The following is an 18,884-nucleotide window of genomic DNA, read 5'->3' as shown; positions in this document are numbered from 1 at the left end:
AGGTAAATTCTTATGAAGACTAAATCAGAGTACGCTAAATATGCTAATTTAAGCCCTTTTGAATTAAAAGATAACTTAATTAAACTTGCACAAAGCCATACAGATCATGTGATGTTAAATGCTGGACGTGGAAATCCTAATTTTCTAGCTACTTGGCCAAGACAGGCATTTTTTCAATTAGGTGTTTTTGCGGTGCAAGAATCAGAAATGTCTTATTCTTACTTGAATGAAGGGATAGGGGGCTTTCCAATTAAATCCGGATTAACTGGGCGTTTTGAACATTTTATTTATCAAAACTGTAACACCCCTGGTGTCTCCTTTTTAGGTAAAGCCTTTTCTTATATTCGTGATCAATTAGGGCTTGACGAAAATGCCTTTTTACAAGAAATGGTAGAAGGTATTTTAGGGTGTAATTATCCTGTTCCGGATAGGATGTTACAATTTAGTGAAGAGATAGTAAAAGCCTATGTTTTGCAGCAAATGGGAGCCCAATATCTTGATCGTGGTGATATTGATCTGTTTGCTGTAGAAGGTGGTACAGCAGCTATGGCTTACATATTTAATTCAATGAAAGAAAATGGTTTGATTGAAAAAGGTGATAAAATTGCAATAGGAGCACCTATCTTTACGCCTTATCTTGAAATTCCATCTTTAAATGATTATCAATTAGTTGAGATATTAGTTAATTCTGATCCTAACTTAAATTGGCAGTATCCTGAAGCAGAATTACGTAAATTGGAAGATTCTTCTATCAAAGCTTTCTTCCTGGTGAATCCTTCAAATCCTCCTTCTGTGAAAATTGATAGTAAAAGCCTGAAAATTATAGCTGATATTGTTAAAAAACGTCCTGATTTAATTATTTTAACCGATGATGTTTATGGTACATTTGCCGATGATTTTCAATCTTTGTTTGCTGTTTGTCCCCAAAATACTATCCTGGTCTATTCATTTTCTAAATATTTTGGTGCAACAGGTTGGCGTTTAGGAGTTATTGCAATAAATAAAGATAATGTTATTGATAAAACTATTAAAACTTTACCAAGTAAAACAAAACAAATTCTGAATAAGCGTTACAGTTCAATTGTTACTGATCCTGAGAATCTTAAATTTATCGATCGGCTAGTTGCTGATAGTCGTGCTGTTGCATTGAATCATACCGCAGGACTTTCTACCCCGCAGCAGGTACAAATGGTATTATTCGCATTATGCGAAATGATGGATGCCGATGAAAGTTATAAATCTATATTAAAATCATTAATTCGCCGTAGAGCAGCTTCACTTTATCAACATGTTGGTCTTAAACATCAAATAGATGAAAATAGTGTCGATTACTATACATTAATCGATCTTGAACATATTTGCCGAGAACTTTATGACGATAAATTTGCAAAATGGATCTTAAAAAATAAAAATCCTTCTGAAATGCTCTTTAGGATTGCTGATGAAGCAGGTGTAGTTCTTCTGCCAGGTAAAGGGTTCGCTGTTCAACACCCATCAGCTCGTGCATCTTTAGCTAATTTAAATGAGCACCAATATGCTTCAATTGGTTTATCAATGCGCAAACTTGCTCAAGAGTATTATGATGAATATAATGCAAAAAATAGATAACTGATTTATTTGATAATAAATTTTCAATATAAAAAATATAGCCTTAATTAATTTGGGGCTATATTTAAGTTTTTGTATTCTTAATTAAAAAGTGGCAGATGATGAAAAATAAATATTTTTATCATCTTGTTCACTTATTAATAAACTATTCATTTGCTTCTTTAGCTAATTGTTGCCAAAAAGCTTGTTGTGTTGGTAAAACTTCTTGTGACCATAATCGTGTTACATATTCATTTAAATGGCCGTCATGAGAATATGCAATTAACCCTTTGTAAATAGGCCATTCTTTTCTCGATTTTTCATTTAATCCATTTAATGGATCGAAAAAAATTGCTTTTCCATAAATGGAATTTTGAATCATTGCGTTAGCAAATTTTTCTTGATTAGTAATAAATTTCTTACTTTTAAAAGGTTTATTGTGCAAGAAATAAACCATAAATTTTTCATGCTCTTTAACATTTATCCAAGGTGCTTGGGATAGAACAATTGTTTTTTTATTGTATTTAGTTATATTAGTTGCTAAATAATTAACTATTAAATGTTGTTGTTTACCTTTTTTATTGTAAGCATATGCATTATATCGTCCTGCGTATATTAGAATTTTTGCTTCTTGTATAGCTTTGGTAACTTCTTTTCCTAACTTCAAACATTTTCTTTTAAATTCAGAAGGTATTATATCTAACTTAATTTGTTCAGGTAAAAAAGTACAAGCTGGAGAATTAATAATTTTTACAGCAAATCCATATTTCTTCCCTGCTTCATCAAGATAAGGAGAATAATGTCCCGAATGAGAATCACCAAATAATAATATATTTGCTCGTTTTGTTTTATCACCAAAAATACAATTGCCTTTAATTTCACCCATACAAAAATTTTCTGCTGGATTTAAATATTCTGTTTGTAAATAGTAAAGTTGAAGTCTTTCTAGGCTATGTGTATTTAAAAATTTAGTTGATTTTTGTGCATAATAGATAGTTAAAATTACTGTTACAGGTAGAATGTAATAGACAATTAATGAAAATTTAAAACTTCGTTTTTTCAAACGACAAGGTCGTTCAATAAAATAATAAGTTAATATAGATATAAGCAAAGTACCAACTACAATCCAAAAGTATTGCTTTGGTTTATAAAACTGCTCGACAAAAAGGTATTTTCGCGACAGCACAATTATAGGCCAATGCCATAAATATAGAGAATAGGATATTTTACCTATAAAAACAATGGGTTTTAATGATAGCAATCTAGAGACTATAGTTTTAGGGTGGTAAAAATATAAAATCAAACCTGTGCTAATTGTTGGAAAGATAGCCCAAAAACTAGGAAATAATATTTTATCTGAAAATAAAGTAACTGATAAAGATATCCCAATAAAGCCTATAAGTGTTAGTACATTATTTTTCGTAAAATTTGTTCCAATATATTTATTTTTATCTCTATATATCGATAAAATTCCCAAAATAGAGCCTATTAATAGTTCACCAGCCCTCCCAGTAAGTAATGAATAATAATTGTATTTAGTTAATAATCGAGCTAATGGTGAAATTTGAGCTAATAAGAAAGACAGGAAAGCTATAATGACAAAAACAATTAATGCTATTTTAGTCGCAGATTGCTGCTTTAACCTTAATATTAATAATAATATAAATGGTAATATAATGTAGAACTGTTCTTCAACGGCTAAACTCCAAGTGTGCAAAATTGGCATTGATTCTGCAGATGAATCCCAATATCCTCCAGTATGCCTTGCAAAAAACATATTTTCCCAGAAATAAGTTGTTGATTTTAAACTACGGAAAAACAACATAAAATCATTAGGTAATAATATATACCATGAAAAAAATGCAGTGAAGAGCATGACGAAGAAAAAAACCGGTAATATGCGATTAATCCGTCTTTGATAAAAGTTTTTAAAACTAAATGTATTATTGATAATTTCACCATAAATTATTTTGGTGATAAGAAATCCTGAGATAACAAAAAATATATCTACACCAATAAAGCCACCATGTAGCCAATGATGATTAAGGTGATAAGCAATAACTGCGATGACTGCAAATGCCCTAAGCCCATCAATATCAGATCTGTATTTCAATTCCATCTATAGAACCACCGAATTAAGGTTTCTTAATATTATGCTCTTCATACGTATTACTGGGTGTTGCATATAATTATCTTTTTAGATAAAAAGTTAAATAGAAAAACAACGCCACTTTCAAAAAGAGAGTACTTAAAAAAACAATTTTGAAGCATAAAAATTAAAAATCATAACGTTATGTATTAAATAAAAAATTAATTTGTTTGTGAATCTTAATATTCCCCCTATATTTAAAGAAACTATGTGCAAAATCAAATATGGGGGAACAGTATATTATGATACGAGTGATTTATTCATTTGCTTCTTTAGCCAGTTGTTTCCAAAATTCTTTTTGTTTTGGTAAAACTTCTTTGGACCATTGACGAGTTACATACTCACCTAAATGACCATCATAGCTATAAGCAATTAACCCATTATATATAGGCCACTCTTTTTTAGATTCTTCGTTTAAATCATTCAATGGATTGAAGAATATTGCTTTACCTTTTACTTCTTCTTCAATAAGCTTATTTGGTAATTTTTCACTATTAGTGATAAAGTGGCTGCTTGTAAAAGGTATGCCCTGTAAATAATTAGCTATAAATCTTTCATGTTCATTTGTATCAATCCATGGAACTTGAGCTAATACAATAAATTTTTTATTAGTTTTATCGATAAATTTGGGCAAATATTTAACAATTAAGAGTTCTCCATTATAATCGTAACCATTATAACGTCCTGCATATATTATTATTTTTGACTCTTCAATTGCTTTAGTGACATCCCTTCGAAGATCTTCACAATCTTTTTTGAATCTAGAATCGATTAAATTTAAATCATATTGCTCTGGTAAAAAAGTGCAAGCATGCGCATTAATAATTTTTACAGCAAATCCGTATTTTTTACCTGCTTCATCTAAGTATGGCGAATAATGGCCAGAATGAGAATCTCCGAATAGTACAATATTAGGTTTTTTAGTTTTATCTCCAAAAACACAATCACCTACAATTCTACTAATACAAAAATTTTCAGATGGATCTAAATATTGTCCTTGCAACTTATAAAGCTCTAATTTCTCTTTATATCGATAATCTAAAAATTTAGTCTCTTTTTGCATATAATATACAGAAAAGATTACTAAAACGGGAAATATATAATAAGTAATAAAAGAATATTTAAAGCTTCTTTTATTAATCCGGCAAGGCCTCTCAATTAAAAAGTAAGATATTATAGATAAAATTAAGGTAATAAGGGAAACAATAATGTATTGCTCTGCTGAGTTAAATTCTTTAATAAAGAGGTATTTTCGAGTAAGAACAATTATCGGCCAATGCCATAAATATAGGGAATAAGAAATTTTACCAACAAAGACTACAGGTTTTAAAGATAATAATCTTGATACAATGGTTTTAGGATGATAACAATATAGAATTGTAGCAGCACTAATAGCTGGTATAACAGCCCAAAAACTAGGGAATAGTATTTTATCAGAAATAAAAGTTATAGATAAAACAATTCCAATCAAACCAATAAATGACATTATATTGCATCTAATGAGCAAAGCTTGTTGCTGTGCTAAGTTGTTAAGGCCATTATGTTTGTTATCTATATTAACTGAAATAATTCCAATAATAGAGCCTATTAATAATTCACCAGCGCGTCCTGTAAAAAGAGAATAGTAGTTGTATTTGGTTAAAAATGCAGATTCTGGTGAAATTTGAGCTAGTAAAAATGATATAAACGCAATTATAAAAAGAACGGTCAATACTAATTTAATTGATCGTTGTTTCATTTTTAAAAGAATTAATAGAATAACGGGAAGAATAATATAAAACTGTTCTTCTACAGCAAGGCTCCAAGTATGTAGTATTGGCATAGATTCAGCTGAAGTATCCCAATACCCGCCTGTATTTTGCGCAAAAAACATGTTTTCCCAAAAATAGGTAGTCGATTTTAAACTGCGTAAAAATAACATCAAGTCTTTTGGTAAAAAGAGGTACCAGGTAAAAATTGAAGTGAGAAGCATTACACAAAAAAAGACCGGTAAAATGCGGTTTATTCGTCTTTGGTAAAAATTTTTGAAACTAAATGTATTATTACAAATTTCACTATAAATTATTTTGGTAATCAAAAAACCAGAAATCACAAAAAATATATCAACACCAATAAAACCGCCTTGTAACCAGTTATTATTTAGATGGTAAATAATTACAGAAAGTACAGCTAATGCCCTAAGTCCATCAATATCAGATCTATACTTTAATTTCATTGCAGCCACAATACCTTGAATAAAATTGTAGCATTATATACTTTTTCTAATCATATTAGAATACATAGAAAATGTTTTATACTTGCTAATAAAAAATATAAAAGGTGATATTAAAATAACAAGTTAAACCTAGATAAATAATTATTTATATTACACTTCATATAATTCAATTATTAAAGAAACGGTACCAATAATGATGAAGCTTAAAATTTAATCATTTTAAAGTAAAGAATATATTATGTTTTTCGTTAATGTTATTTGGATAAATAAGATGCACCAATTTTATGGATTTGTTTAATTATAGGTTGCTTACTTTAGATGTATATAATAAACAAATTTATAAAATAGCTTTTTATTAATGTTAATACAAAATTATTTTTGCTATCACTTTACGAATTTATACATTGTTTCTATATAACAGATAATACACAGATATTTGGTTAAGTTTTAGTTGAATAAAAAACAAGGCGAGATGTTATTTGAAATCTAGAAAAGGATATGGCGGAAGAGCAGGAAAAAGCTGGAATTCGAATTTAAATTTAACTCATTGATTTTATGTAAATTATTCATGCTTCATCTTATGTGTAAATCTCTGTTCTACCTTTGGGTCTACCTTTTGAAAATGGATTATTTTGGACTGGTATGGATTAAAATAATATGATGTACAATCAAAGTCAAACCTAAATTTTGAGTGTCCAAATTATTTATTTGCTAACTATTTTAGCTTCTCCGTTAATGGAATTACGTTATTCCTTAGTCGATGCAACTGAAAAGCTTCAGTCAACAAATTAAATGAAATATATTGAATCATTATTCTTGATAATGTTATAAATGGCATTGGCATATTTATGCCTTTATAGCAAAGGAGATTGGCGTCTCCAAACACTGAATGTATTCGCTATAACCGGTATTAATTTATTCATTAAGTTAATACTTGTTCTGTTATGGCGAACTATGTACGGGGCATCTTCAGATGCACCGATTCAGTGTTTCGGTACGCCAACCTGTGCATAGTTCCGCCTCTCTTTACTGATGTTTAAGTTGTCTGTTTATTGTGAGGCTCATTGATGAGGGTTATCATGCGAAGCAACAACTGGACACCACGGAAAGTAGTCTCAGAACTTAGTCAAAAAGGAATCAAACTTGACCAATTGATACGAGATAATCATATTGATATTAGAAATTTTACTGATTTTGAATCTTGTATAGCAAAAGTTTTAGATATTCCCCTGCAAACTATCTGGCTCTCTCATTATGATAAAGATTAACTATTCACTTTTAATCACTTGAATCCTCATAGATTTATTTAGGTCTTATCCAATATAAGTCCTATTTTGTATGTTATTTTTATTTTTTTACACTAAAATCTATTGATGTTCGCACTATATGCTATATATTTATACATGTTCTTTTTTGCCACGATAATTAGAAAAATAGTGGAAATTTCTTTACTTTAGTTTTTAGGAGTTCTCTTGCACAAATTTTGTTGTATTGTGCTTGGCCGTGTTGATGCCTCTATTATAAATCAGTTGACGTTGGTAGATACGCCTGTTAGAGCGGGATTTCCTTCTCCTGCCGATGACTCTAGACTCATTATCCAAGCTGCGCAAAAGGGATTACAGGCCATTTATAAAAAAGGTTTTTTGTTTATGAAAGCGGGAGTGATGTTACTTGACTTACATGCTAAGCATACGGATACACCGTATGATTTATTTGAAATGTCTACAAATGTAGAGCAAAAGAAAAAAAATGATAAGTTGTTAGATTTAAACGGGTTGTTTACACTTTTTGATTAAAATAAAATTCAAGTATCTCATAAGGTGTCGCACTATTCAAACCTTTATGTGGTTTAACTGTGTTATAGAAATTAAGAAAACGACGTAATTTAGCTTGGCGGTCTGCCGAGTCGATAAAGTGCTTCTTTTCGTTCCACATTTCCATGAGTGTTCTTATTACCGGTTCTGCCTTACCATTTGTTTGCGGACATGCTGGTTTTGTGAATTTTTGATTAATCCTATTATCTCGACAAAGCTTAACAAAAGCATGTTCCTGCGTGCCTTTATACTCCCGCCCATTATCCGAATAAACACACTCAATAGTATACGGCACTTGAGCTAACACATCACGCTGTAAAAATGCAGCAGAACTAAATTGAGATTTATCACCATAAATTCCTGCGTATAATTCACGTGAATAATCATCAATGCCCACAAAGAGATATTCTCGGCGCAAGGATTTTACTTCACCTTTCAGCAACGGTAAACGTTTGGTATCAACATGGAACATCTAACCAGGATAACGTTTGTTGTAACGCTTAGCCTGGCGTTTTAATCGCGCTTCAATCGATTTTTCGACTTTAACTAACCGCTTAATACCATATTTGATGGTTTTATAGCGCTCATTCGTACTAAGTTGCGGTTTAAACAACTTGTGACGACAAAGTTTTAATGCTTTGTAAATCGTTGGGCGACTGACGTTAAATCTTAACGCCAGAGACGTAACTGTCACTTTATCTTTATTGTATAAACGCCAAATCTCTTCTCGATGATACGGCGTTAGTCTAGTATTTTTATGCATATTCATTACAGTATTTTCTCCTAATACTGTAAACAACGCTAGAAAATCTTACAGGTGGAATAAGAAAACAGGCACCTTGACAGATTAAACGTGAATTACTGAGTCCTTGTTATACAACACGATGGGATGAGTTACCTTATGTTAGATAACTCTTCCTTGCAAACAACCATAAACGACAGCTAAATATTATTTATATGTATGCCGTATAGTAATGATTAAGAGTTCTAGTAAAGAAAGTTTTTTCTTAGATCTTTCTTTAATAATACGCAAGAGAAAATGCTTCACTAAATGAATGCCGCGGCTCAATATCATTTAATTTACTGCTTCTTAATCCTTTTTTATCATTTGGATTTTCCAACAAAGCATAACCACACACGATAGGATGTGCTTTACTTTTGATAAAATAGTCAATCTTATCATCTATTTTATTGGTTTTTCAATGACTCTTCTGCGTTTTTTAATAAAGAAATAGCCGCTATTTTTGCTAATTTAATCTAATGAAATTGAAACATCAAAGATGGAGTCGCCAGCAAATCTATGTATTTTCATAAGCTCAGGTTTCACTTTTTGGGCATTTAAATCAGTAATATCAAGAGCAAGTGCCAAATTAAAAGAGCCCGTAATTTCACCGTCCTGTTTAATTTTTTGTTAGAATTAAGATCCATTCTGAAGAAATATGAAGAGTACAACCTTAAAATATTAATCTATGTTATTAAAAATAAAACATTGAATAAAATATATAATCCGTTTAATATTATGATAATAGTTATCTAAATGGCATCATGAGGGATATATAAACATATGAATATTCCATTTAATATAATACAAGGAACATTAAACGAGCTTGATGATATATCATTACTTTTTTCTGAATATCGAGAGTTTTATGGTATTGAGGATTGTAATTCTGAATCAAAAAAATTCATTAAAGAAAGATTGATCAACAATGATTCAATAATTTTCCTTGCCTACGACAATAAAATAGCATGTGGTTTCGTACAGCTATATTTTTCATATTCTTCTTTATCCATATCACCAACTATAATTTTGAATGACTTATATATTATAAAAAGCTACAGAAGGTACGGTATTGCAACCCAATTAATGGAAAAAGTAAGAAGCTTTGCTAATAATTCTACATATAATGGAATTTCATTATGCACATCAATCGAAAACCACAAAGCTAGAGCTCTGTATGAAAAATTAAATTATAAAATTGATGATCAATTTATATATTATTTTTTAAAACTACATAAGGAATGATATATGAAAATTTATGATTTTGTTGGAGTTGGAGTTGGATTTGGACCGGCAAATCTTTCAGTGGCGGTTGCTATGGATGACGCTGGTATGTTAAACAAAGATGGCTTACAAATTAAATTTATTGAAAGTAAAAGCGAGTTTGGCTGGCATCCTGGAATGTTACTTCCGGAAGCGGATATGTAAATATCTTTTTTTAAAGATTTAGCAACATTAAGGAATCCTACTAGCAAGTATACATTCTTGAATTATCTATTTTCATCAGATCGTTTAGAAGGCTTTGCAAATTTAAGAAACTTTTTCCCTAGTAGACTGGAGTATAACGACTATTTAAAATGGTCAGCAAATCACTTTAATGATTATGTTTTATTATATGGTCATAAAGTTGTAAGTATTAATCCCATTTATGATGGTCATTTAATTGATCATTTAGAAATTTGCATTGAAGATAATAATAAAACAATCAGCAAATTGTATGCAAAAAATATTTCATTAGCAACAGGCATAACTAAAAATATACCCGTGGGAATTTTCTTAGATGAAAAAAATAAAAAAATAATGCATCCCAATGATTTTTTAAATAATTTGGAACATGAATTTAATGATAAAAATTCAGATTATAAATTCTTAGTTATAGGATCTGGACAAAGTGCAGCAGAGATAACTAATCATTTATCAGATCATTATCCAAATATAGAGTTATGTTTAAGAAACTTGTAAATACCCCAAACTTAATACACAACTCACGTAGAAAATTAAGCTGCCTGTTTTAATGTTTTATACTCGATCGGCGTCATATTATTTAGTGCTTCATGAGGCCTTTCGGTGTTATAAATCGTTAACCATTCTTCGGTTATTCTCCTTGCTTGCGCTAGGTTGTTAAAAAGATATAAATCTAACACTTCAGTTCGATAAGTCCGATTAAATCGTTCAATGTAACCATTTTGATAAGGGCTACCGGGTTTGATGTAATCTATAGTTATACCATGTGTTTTTGCCCAATTAGTAAACGTGTTTCCGGTGAATTCTGGTCCATTATCGACTCGTATTTTTAATGGATACCCATGATATTCGGCCAGTTTATCTAAGTAACGGGTAATCCTTCTTGCTAGTAAGCTTACTGCAATATCAATTCCTAACGCCTCACGATTAAAGTCATCAATGACATTGAATGTCCTAAAGCGACGTTGATTACGGCTACTGTCACTCATAAAATCCATTGACCAACATTCACCTTGTTTATTAGGAGCCAATAGCTTTTCTGGAGTTCGTGGGGGGATACGTTTTTTACGCTTTACCCTGAGATTAAGTTTCAACTCACAATACACCCGATACACCCGTTTATGATTCCATTTATAGCCGAGCTTTCTGATACGATTAAAGCATTTAGGAAAGCCCCAGCGCAAATGCCGGTCAGTGATAGCATTCAACACCGAAACAATCACCGAATCATCCGGTAACTTAGGTTGATAATAGTAAGCACAACGGCTTAAGCCAACAATGGCACAACTCATAGTAATAGTAACTGAATGATTTTGTTGTAGTTGCTGTGCCCACGTTTTACGTGCCTTTGTGGGCACTAAAGCTTTTTTATGATTTCTTCCTGAAGCTGGGATTTTAAGCTCAGTTCGGCAAACATCTGCTTAAGCTTACGGTTTTCAGCCTCCAGCTCCTTTAAGCGTTTGATATCCGAAGTTTCCATTCCGCCGTATTTTTCCCGCCATTTATAGAAAGTTGAATTACCCATGCCATATTTACGACAGAGTTCTTTAACCGGAATACCCGCTTCAGCTTCTTTTAAAATAGCGACGATTTGATGTTCAGTCATTTTTTTCATCATTAAATCCCCTTTTCTTTTATCATAGAGAATTTTCTACTTTTTTGCTGTACTATTTTAGGGGATAGTTACATCGGTTTGCTGCGGTGAAATGAAATATTGTGAGACTTCGATGAAATTGCCTTGCCAATTGGCATACATTCGGCTGGTGAGCGTGATGGCTTTGTTGGCTAGATTACCAATTTGTGAGTATTTCTTTTGTAGCTGAAATTGTTTTTTTCCCACCAATGATGCCAGCCAGAGGAGCATAAATACGCTTCTGAGAAAACAGATAACAGGATATCAGCCAATAGAATACCTTTATCTTTGGATTGTGGTGCTTGCCAGTTAAACCAGTACAGTCGTTTACGATTCTGCGCACAGACTAAATTACTTTCAATCATCTGTGGTTCAACTTTCATATACTCGGTAATGACTGCTTGATGCTCCTTTTTCATGCGAACATTTTCAAGTAAAAATTTCACATGCGGATTGAGTGACTTGATATGATTCAAAATATCCACAAAGGTGAAAAAAAGTTGCCCGCGTGGATCATCAAAACCAAGCCGTTTGCCGGCAAATGAAAAGGCTTGGCACGGGAGCCTGCAAGCACCAAATCAATTTTAGTCCAATCAATATCCCATGTTCGCCAATTGGTTACATCCCCCAATCGAATGATATCAGGATAATTTTTTTGACTAACTTGAATCGCAAATTTATCAATTTCTGACGCATAATAACAAGTGACAGGAATTTTGGCTCTATCGAGTGCAACTCGTCCACAACTAATTCCATCAAATAAACTTAATATATACATAGTGTATCTCCTAAAGGTTAATGTGGCTTATGCCACACTGGAGATACTGCTAAATTAAGATATCAAAAGACCGTTTAAATCCAATATTGCCATGAATAATTCCCCAACATATTTTTAATGGGTTGAATTATGCAAAGAGGGATAATCGAATTTAATAATAAATACAAAATGGTTTGAGTATTTTTCTTTCTACCTTTTGAAAGTGGATTGGTATGGATTAGTCTGGACGAGTATGGAATTAATAGAAAAATAAAAACAAAAACAAAAACAAAAAAATCCACTCAAACCTCTGATAGTAAAGGTTAAAATGGATTTCTTTGGACAACTGTGGAATCTGCCACAAAAATAAGTGGCGGAAGCGCAGAGATTCGAACTCTGGGAGGGTCGCCCCTCGCCGGTTTTCAAGACCGGTGCTTTCAACCGCTCAGCCACACTTCCGCAATGGCTGTGAATATTAAAGGATACGAGTTTATTTGTAAATAGCTTTTTCTAAAAAAAAGATTACTTGCTTTAATTTTCATCTATTTTGAGTGTTTTTAGCGTTTCAGCGATAGTTTTGTCATCAAAATTAGTGTTGGAATCAATTTAATTGAGTATAATATCACGCAAATAAAATAGCATACATTAGAGAAATGTTAGAGCAAATAAAAACTGATAATAATGGTTACTTGAAGAACTGGCAGGACTGGTCCATTGATTTAGTTCCGGAACTGGCGTTAAAAGAATCAATAAGTTTAACTGATGCACATTGGGAAGTTATTTTATTTGTTCGCGATTTTTATTTAGAATATAAAACTTCGCCTGCTATGCGTACTTTAGTCAAAGCAATGGAAAAAAAACTTGGTTTAGAAAAGGCTAACAGCCGTTATTTATATAAATTATTTCCTGGCGGACCAGCAAAGCAAGCGACTAAACTAGCTGGCTTACCCAAACCTGTAAAATGCATATAGATAAAGGGAAATAATGAATTCATGATGCGATGGAAATTACCTTTAATCTTACTGATCTTGTTAGGTTACCTTCAATATTCTTTGTGGTATGGAAAGAATAATGTTTATGATTATAAAGCTAATTTGCAAATGCTATCAAATATGCGTCAGTATAATGATAAGCTAAAAATACGTAATGAACAGATGTTTGCCGAAATTAACGATTTGCAGCGTGGCTTAGAAGCAGTGGAAGAACGTGCCCGTAGCCATTTAGGTATGATTAAACCAGACGAATATTTTTATCGAATTATTATTGACTCTAACACTCATCAACAATAAGGCAATTTGTGAACAACCCTTCTAATATTATTGCAATTGTCCCTGCCGCGGGAATTGGTAGCCGAATGAATAGCCAAATACCTAAACAATATTTGAAAATTGGTTCGATGACGATTTTAGAACATACAGTGGATAAATTATTAACACACCCTAAAATAGATAGAGTGATCGTTGTAATTAATTCTAATGATAATTTATTTAATAAACTCCCTATTGCGACAAATGATAAAATTAGTGTAACTTTAGGCGGTCAAACTAGAGCAGCTTCTGTTTTAGCTGGCTTAAAGCTGTTGCATAGTCAACAATGGGCTTTAGTTCATGATGCAGCTAGACCTTGTATCGATCACCATGATATTAATCGTTTGATTGAAGCAGTGATGAATGCAAAACGAGGTGGTATTTTAGCGATGCGAATTAGTGATACGGTGAAACGATCTTATCAAGATAATGATAGCATCATTGAGCATTCGGAAGATCGTACTCATTTATGGGGGGCTGCGACCCCACAATTGTTTAAAGTAGACGAATTAAAGTTTTGTTTGCAAAAGGCGTTAAATGATAATGCCGCAATTACTGATGAAGCTTCGGCAATTGAATATTGCGGGGGGCATCCTTTATTAGTTGAATGTCGACGCGATAATATCAAAATTACACGTTCAGAAGATATTGCATTAGCGACTTTTTATATAAAAAATCAGATTTCAAAAAGGTAGAAAAGCATGAGAATAGGTCATGGGTTTGATGTACATAAATTTGGTGGGGAAGGTCCAATTACCTTAGCTGGGGTAAAAGTATCTTACCCATATGGTTTAGTTGCACATTCTGATGGTGATGTTATATTACATGCAATCACCGATGCTTTAATTGGGGCATTAGCATTAGGTGATATTGGTAAGCTTTTTCCTGATACTGATCCTAAATATAAAAATATTGATAGTCGAATGTTACTCAAAGAGGTATATCAAATTATTCGGGCTAAAGGCTACGAACTGTGTAACTTGGATACAACTATAATTGCTCAAGAACCCAAAATGCGTCCTCATATCGATCAGATGCGAGTTAATATTGCAGAAGATCTTAATGCTAATTTTGACCAAATTAGTATTAAAGCGACAACGACAGAACAACTAGGTTTTACTGGACGTAAGGAAGGTATTGCTTGTGAGGCTGTGGTATTGTTGACTAAAAAACGTTAAATAGAATAATTTAAATAGTGAGCCAAATAAGTGTTAGTAGAACTTAATTATTTGTATGGAAAACCAGTAACAACAGGGCAATATAAACAACAAAATAAGGATTTTGAGGTAACTGAAGATCTTGGTTTTGAGTTGAAAGGCGATGGTGAACATGTTTTAGTTTATCTACAAAAAAGTGATTGTAATACTGTTTTTGTTGCTGAACAATTAGCCAAATATGTTGGTGTTTCAGCAAAGTTTGTTAGTTATGCAGGTTTGAAAGATCGTCAAGCTATTACTAAGCAATGGTTTAGCTTACATATGCCAGGTCAACAAACGCCGGATTTTTCTAATTTTGATTTGCCTGGATGTCAGATCTTAAATGTGACTCGTCATAATAAAAAATTAAAGATTGGTGCATTGAAAGGCAATAATTTTATTATCACTCTGAGAAAATTAACTAATAAAAGAGAACTTGAATCTAAATTAGCATTAATCAAGCAACATGGTGTACCTAACTATTTCGGTGAACAACGCTTTGGGCACGAGCAAAATAATATTATGCAAGCGATCAAATGGGCTAAAGGCGAGATTTCAGTTAAAAATAGAAAAAAAAGAAGTTTCTATCTTTCGGCTGCTCGTAGTGCTATTTTTAATGATATTGTAAGCCAAAGAATTGGGAGCAATCTGCATCAAACAGTCCTTAGTGGTGATATATTACAGTTTGCTCAGCGAGGAAGTTGGTTTGTAGCACAAGATGAAGAATTGCCAGTTTTACAACAACGCTTACTAAGTGGTGAAATTAATCTTACTGCTCCAATGGTTGGTAATTCTCCTTTTGGAACAATATCCCAAGCACTCGAATTTGAGCAAAACTGTTTACAGCACTGGTCAATCTTTTGGGATTTATTAAAAAAAGAACAAGTTGAAACAGCAAGGCGTTCAATATTATTAAGACCAGAAGGGCTTTATTGGCAATGGTTAGACAATGAAAGTCTGCAAATTTGTTTTTATCTACCTGCTGGTTGTTACGCCACAAGTGTGCTACGTGAATTGATAATAGGGAATAATTAACGTAAATGCAAAGTTTAAAAATACAGTCTCTTATTCAATTATTGTATCAGCAAGGAATTAAAGATGAACGTGTCTTAGCTGCTATTGCTTTAATTCCTCGAGAGCATTTCATTGACGAAGCGCTTTCTCATCAAGCTTATGATAACCGCTCTTTACCAATTGGTAGTGGTCAAACTATTTCTCAGCCTTATATAGTTGCAAAAATGACAGAATTATTAAGGCTAGAGCCTCATTCTAAAGTATTAGAAATCGGTACTGGTTCTGGTTATCAAACAGCAATATTAGCTAAACTGGTTAATCACGTTTGTTCTGTTGAACGAATTAAAAATCTGCAATGGAATACCAAAAGGCGCTTAAAACAATTAGACATTCATAACATCTCAACTCGGCATGGTAATGGTTGGCTTGGCTGGCCTGAGCGAGCTCCTTTTGATGGTATTATTGTGACAGCAGCTGCATCAGAAGTCCCTAAACATTTACTTGAACAGCTAGCAGATAAAGGTCGTTTAATCATTCCTGTAGGTGAGCAAAAACAAATTTTACAATTAATAGAACGTAATGGGGATAAGTTTATCACAAAAAATATCGAAGAGGTGAAATTTGTCCCATTAGTCAAAGGTGATATAGCATAGTAGTTACGCTAAAATAAGTAATACAATAGAGAGTATTTACCATTTATAGAAATATAAAATTATTTATTTCATTAAAACGTATGTATGAATAATTAAAAATATAACAAATAGAAAATAAATCATTTATTTTCTATTTGTTGTATTAAAAACTTATGGTAATTATTAGTGTTTCTATGCGTTTATTTATGGCATTTTAATAAGTATTCATCATAAATCGAATATTATGATTAAAATTCTTTATTGTTTTTGTTCAGATTGTTTCCATTCACAAATACCGTAAATTGCATTGAATAAATAAATTAAGTATTGCGTAGCGATAACAATATTATTAGTATAAATATTTAGCCCAATTACTAGCACATTTAATATTATCCATAAATACCAATTAAAAGAATAACGCATCATTAAAAGTAACTGTGCAACAACCCCTAATCCGAAAATAAAGCAATTAGTAACGAGTTGGTAAATTGTGTTTTCTACACCAATAGCGTGAGTTAAATAAATATTGATAAATACAGCAACTATTAAAAAAATCAAAACATATAAAAATGCAGTTTCACTTAATGAGCGGACTTTAACATTTTTATCATTATCTTGATTTTTCTTCCAAGCCATTAGACCAATAATATGTGATCCAAAATAGTAAAAAGTCGGCAAACCAGCCCCGATATTGTTACCTAAGTAATTGGCATAACATTCTGCCATGACCGCAAACATGCCTAACACATTACCCATATTTTTGCGTTTGGCTAGCAAAATCACACATAATAAACCACAGAAAGCACCAATATAAGAGGAAAAGTAACGTAAATTTAAATAAGTAAAAGGATCTGTATATAAAAAGGCTAAAGTGATACAAATGACGCAAAAATAGGGGTAAAATTTGTTGCGCCCAATTAACATAGCAATATAGCTTAATTTATTCATAATTAATACTCTTCATTATTAATAAGTTGATTCACTAATTCGATGCAACGCAAGTAACGCTCTTCATAATTAGGTGAGTCAATTTGGATGTATTTGATATTATTTTTTTCAAGGATTGAAATAAGCAATTGTTGGAAATCCTTACGTTGTTTGCGGCTACCAAGGGATCGTAAACCATCAGCAATCCATGGTGTGTTATTACCTAACAAGATTACCAAATCAAAACGATAGTTGTTGATCATCGCCTGTAAAAAAGGATGTTCTTTACCTTCATATTTTTTACAAAAAGCTTGGGTAGTTACAAAATCCGTGTCGATAAACGATACTTTGTTAGCATGTTTTATCGCAAAATCAATATACTGTGCATGCCCTAATGCAATCTTATCATAGTCTGCATATTGCAAAGCACGCTCATCACCGCCAAGATGAGAAAAAACATAATTGCGTCCATATTCCCATGCGCTAGTTGTATTAAATACGTTTGCCAATTTATTTACTAAAGTTGATTTACCACTGGATTCCCCACCCAAAATGGCGACAGTTCGAACAAAAAAAGGTCTTACTTCTGTTGGAATATATTGCCAATTTTGAAGTGGTGCTTGGCGGATTTGGGTACCACTAACTTGCATAAACTTGCGTTTTGGATCGATAAGTACAGTATCTAAATTAAATAAATCTTTATACATAGCTACATCTTGAGGTTCACTAGAATAGACGCAATTAGGGTGAATGCCTTTATCAATAAATAGCTTTTTGACACGCTCACTCCATTCAAACCAACCGTTAGGGTAGGCAGGAATACCATCTTCTTCTAATAATTCAATATGAATATTTTTTTGATATTTAAATGTTTGTAATAACCAACGAATTCGATCATTAATAGTTGGCTGGCGAGACATTGCACTTTGCTTAAACAGCGCCATATCACGAAGGGTATCTGAACAAAGAACTACATACAGCTCATCAACTTGACTAATGGCACGTTGGATTAAATGAATATGCCCAGTATGTAATGGATAGAACTTACCAAAAATTACCCCTATTTTTTTATTTTTATCTGATTCTTCAATTTGTAAATACTGGTGAAGTGATTGCAATTTTTGAGCACTTGGATTTTTAATTTTATCATTTATTAGTTGGCTCAAATAACCTTTGGTCATTTGGCAGGCATCAGCAACAGTTTGTAACGATAATTTTTTTCTTTTTATTGCTTTTTTCACATAGCTAAAGCTATTCATATGGTCTCCCTGTTTCTTATATGCGACAAAATTTACACCATTTATTTTAAATGTTCAATATAGTAAACAAAAATATTTATATAAGCTCCAAGCTAATTTATCCAAAAGATAATTATGAGTATATAATTAGGCTATAGATAATATTAAAA

The 18,884-nt window shown here is 32.0% G+C and carries 16 protein-coding genes, 1 tRNA gene and 3 pseudogenes; 11 read left to right on the top strand and 9 right to left on the bottom strand.

The annotated features are described in order from the left end of the window. Positions 1-12 precede the first annotated feature (12 nt). Positions 13-1,608 (top strand): bifunctional aspartate transaminase/aspartate 4-decarboxylase, encoded by a 1,596-nt coding sequence (locus A9G34_RS02385; protein WP_065568761.1) that lies wholly within the window; start codon positions 13-15, stop codon positions 1,606-1,608. 145 nt (positions 1,609-1,753) lie between these two features. Here A9G34_RS02385 and A9G34_RS02380 read toward each other — a convergent pair whose 3' ends face one another. Further along, positions 1,754-3,706, bottom strand: coding sequence for an acyltransferase family protein (locus tag A9G34_RS02380; protein WP_065568760.1), 1,953 nt, complete (start codon positions 3,704-3,706; stop codon positions 1,754-1,756). Positions 3,707-3,992: 286 nt separating this feature from the next. Beyond that, on the bottom strand, positions 3,993-5,951 hold the full coding sequence (locus tag A9G34_RS02375; protein ID WP_065568759.1) for an acyltransferase family protein: 1,959 nt from the start codon (positions 5,949-5,951) through the stop codon (positions 3,993-3,995). Between the two features lie 1,472 nt (positions 5,952-7,423). Between A9G34_RS02375 and A9G34_RS02365 the strand changes: the two genes are divergently transcribed. Continuing rightward, complete coding sequence (locus A9G34_RS02365; protein WP_141670313.1) at positions 7,424-7,747, top strand: hypothetical protein; 324 nt, start codon at positions 7,424-7,426, stop codon at positions 7,745-7,747. Here A9G34_RS02365 and A9G34_RS11055 read toward each other — a convergent pair. Beyond that, positions 7,731-8,534: pseudogene (locus A9G34_RS11055) on the bottom strand (integrase core domain-containing protein). The gene A9G34_RS02365 and the pseudogene A9G34_RS11055 sit on opposite strands and share 17 nt — an antisense overlap. 77 nt (positions 8,535-8,611) lie before the next feature. On the opposite strand from A9G34_RS11055, the gene A9G34_RS11050 reads away from it, so the two are divergent. The 3 genes and pseudogenes from A9G34_RS11050 (at position 8,612) to A9G34_RS02345 (ending at position 10,508) form a co-directional block, all read left to right on the top strand. Beyond that, complete coding sequence (locus A9G34_RS11050) at positions 8,612-8,677, top strand: DUF4113 domain-containing protein (RefSeq protein ID WP_081295248.1); 66 nt, start codon at positions 8,612-8,614, stop codon at positions 8,675-8,677. A 652-nt stretch (positions 8,678-9,329) separates the two neighbouring features. Beyond that, the gene (locus A9G34_RS02355; protein ID WP_065568756.1) at positions 9,330-9,791 is read left to right on the top strand and encodes a GNAT family N-acetyltransferase; all 462 of its coding nucleotides are present in this window, start codon (positions 9,330-9,332) and stop codon (positions 9,789-9,791) included. Between the two features lie 3 nt (positions 9,792-9,794). Beyond that, positions 9,795-10,508, top strand: a pseudogene (locus A9G34_RS02345) (SidA/IucD/PvdA family monooxygenase). 35 nt (positions 10,509-10,543) lie between these two features. On the opposite strand, the gene A9G34_RS02340 reads toward A9G34_RS02345, so the two are convergent. The 4 genes and pseudogenes from A9G34_RS02340 to A9G34_RS02320 form a co-directional block, all read right to left on the bottom strand. Continuing rightward, positions 10,544-11,625, bottom strand: a protein-coding gene (locus A9G34_RS02340; protein WP_442902677.1) for an IS3 family transposase whose coding sequence is annotated in 2 segments (ribosomal slippage) — positions 10,544-11,379 and positions 11,379-11,625 — 1,083 coding nt in all. Because the reading frame shifts where the segments join, the coding sequence is not laid out codon by codon here. Positions 11,626-11,795: 170 nt separating this feature from the next. Further along, a pseudogene (locus A9G34_RS10855) lies at positions 11,796-12,143 on the bottom strand (hypothetical protein); the annotation flags it as partial. Further along, positions 12,116-12,421, bottom strand: coding sequence for a DNA cytosine methyltransferase (locus A9G34_RS10850; RefSeq protein WP_065568752.1), 306 nt, complete (start codon positions 12,419-12,421; stop codon positions 12,116-12,118). The pseudogene A9G34_RS10855 and the gene A9G34_RS10850, both read right to left, overlap by 28 nt. Positions 12,422-12,771: 350 nt before the next feature. Then, a tRNA-Ser gene (locus A9G34_RS02320) sits at positions 12,772-12,859 on the bottom strand. A 194-nt stretch (positions 12,860-13,053) separates the two neighbouring features. On the opposite strand from A9G34_RS02320, the gene A9G34_RS02315 reads away from it, so the two are divergent. From A9G34_RS02315 to A9G34_RS02290, 6 genes are read left to right on the top strand one after another with little or no spacing between them, the layout of a single operon-like run. Further along, entirely contained in the window at positions 13,054-13,371 is a 318-nt protein-coding gene (locus tag A9G34_RS02315; RefSeq protein WP_034943493.1) for a TusE/DsrC/DsvC family sulfur relay protein, read from the top strand. A 21-nt stretch (positions 13,372-13,392) separates the two neighbouring features. Next, entirely contained in the window at positions 13,393-13,689 is a 297-nt protein-coding gene (gene ftsB / locus A9G34_RS02310) for a cell division protein FtsB (protein ID WP_442902637.1), read from the top strand. An 8-nt stretch (positions 13,690-13,697) separates the two neighbouring features. After that, complete coding sequence (gene ispD / locus A9G34_RS02305) at positions 13,698-14,402, top strand: 2-C-methyl-D-erythritol 4-phosphate cytidylyltransferase (protein WP_081295241.1); 705 nt, start codon at positions 13,698-13,700, stop codon at positions 14,400-14,402. Positions 14,403-14,408: 6 nt separating this feature from the next. Continuing rightward, entirely contained in the window at positions 14,409-14,885 is a 477-nt protein-coding gene (gene ispF / locus A9G34_RS02300; RefSeq protein WP_034943489.1) for a 2-C-methyl-D-erythritol 2,4-cyclodiphosphate synthase, read from the top strand. Between the two features lie 30 nt (positions 14,886-14,915). Further along, complete coding sequence (truD, locus tag A9G34_RS02295; RefSeq protein WP_065568751.1) at positions 14,916-15,938, top strand: tRNA pseudouridine(13) synthase TruD; 1,023 nt, start codon at positions 14,916-14,918, stop codon at positions 15,936-15,938. A 5-nt stretch (positions 15,939-15,943) separates the two neighbouring features. Further along, the gene (locus A9G34_RS02290) at positions 15,944-16,570 is read left to right on the top strand and encodes a protein-L-isoaspartate(D-aspartate) O-methyltransferase (protein WP_065568750.1); all 627 of its coding nucleotides are present in this window, start codon (positions 15,944-15,946) and stop codon (positions 16,568-16,570) included. Between the two features lie 237 nt (positions 16,571-16,807). Here the strand turns inward: A9G34_RS02290 and pnuC are convergent, their stop codons facing one another. Together pnuC and nadR are read right to left on the bottom strand one after the other, a co-directional pair. Continuing rightward, the gene (gene pnuC / locus A9G34_RS02285) at positions 16,808-17,497 is read right to left on the bottom strand and encodes a nicotinamide riboside transporter PnuC (RefSeq protein ID WP_034943482.1); all 690 of its coding nucleotides are present in this window, start codon (positions 17,495-17,497) and stop codon (positions 16,808-16,810) included. Between the two features lie 2 nt (positions 17,498-17,499). Further along, entirely contained in the window at positions 17,500-18,735 is a 1,236-nt protein-coding gene (gene nadR, locus A9G34_RS02280; protein ID WP_065568749.1) for a multifunctional transcriptional regulator/nicotinamide-nucleotide adenylyltransferase/ribosylnicotinamide kinase NadR, read from the bottom strand. Between the last annotated feature and the right edge of the window lie 149 nt (positions 18,736-18,884).

Origin of the sequence: Gilliamella sp. Choc4-2 (genome assembly GCF_001690355.1) — a bacterium.
In the GTDB taxonomy this organism is placed as follows: domain Bacteria; phylum Pseudomonadota; class Gammaproteobacteria; order Enterobacterales; family Orbaceae; genus Gilliamella; species Gilliamella apicola_A.
This window is presented reverse-complemented; position numbering and strand designations above follow the sequence as displayed.

Excerpts from the sequence above, each read along its gene's own strand:
- A9G34_RS02385 (WP_065568761.1), top strand. The coding sequence starts at position 13 with ATGAAGACTAAATCAGAGTACGCTAAATATGCTAATTTAAGCCCTTTT.
- A9G34_RS02380 (WP_065568760.1), bottom strand. The coding sequence starts at position 3,706 with ATGGAATTGAAATACAGATCTGATATTGATGGGCTTAGGGCATTTGCA.
- A9G34_RS02375 (WP_065568759.1), bottom strand. The coding sequence starts at position 5,951 with ATGAAATTAAAGTATAGATCTGATATTGATGGACTTAGGGCATTAGCT.
- A9G34_RS02355 (WP_065568756.1), top strand. The coding sequence starts at position 9,330 with ATGAATATTCCATTTAATATAATACAAGGAACATTAAACGAGCTTGAT.
- A9G34_RS10850 (WP_065568752.1), bottom strand. The coding sequence starts at position 12,421 with ATGTATATATTAAGTTTATTTGATGGAATTAGTTGTGGACGAGTTGCA.
- A9G34_RS02315 (WP_034943493.1), top strand. The coding sequence starts at position 13,054 with ATGTTAGAGCAAATAAAAACTGATAATAATGGTTACTTGAAGAACTGG.
- ftsB (WP_442902637.1), top strand. The coding sequence starts at position 13,393 with ATGATGCGATGGAAATTACCTTTAATCTTACTGATCTTGTTAGGTTAC.
- ispF (WP_034943489.1), top strand. The coding sequence starts at position 14,409 with ATGAGAATAGGTCATGGGTTTGATGTACATAAATTTGGTGGGGAAGGT.
- A9G34_RS02290 (WP_065568750.1), top strand. The coding sequence starts at position 15,944 with ATGCAAAGTTTAAAAATACAGTCTCTTATTCAATTATTGTATCAGCAA.
- pnuC (WP_034943482.1), bottom strand. The coding sequence starts at position 17,497 with ATGAATAAATTAAGCTATATTGCTATGTTAATTGGGCGCAACAAATTT.
- nadR (WP_065568749.1), bottom strand. The coding sequence starts at position 18,735 with ATGAATAGCTTTAGCTATGTGAAAAAAGCAATAAAAAGAAAAAAATTA.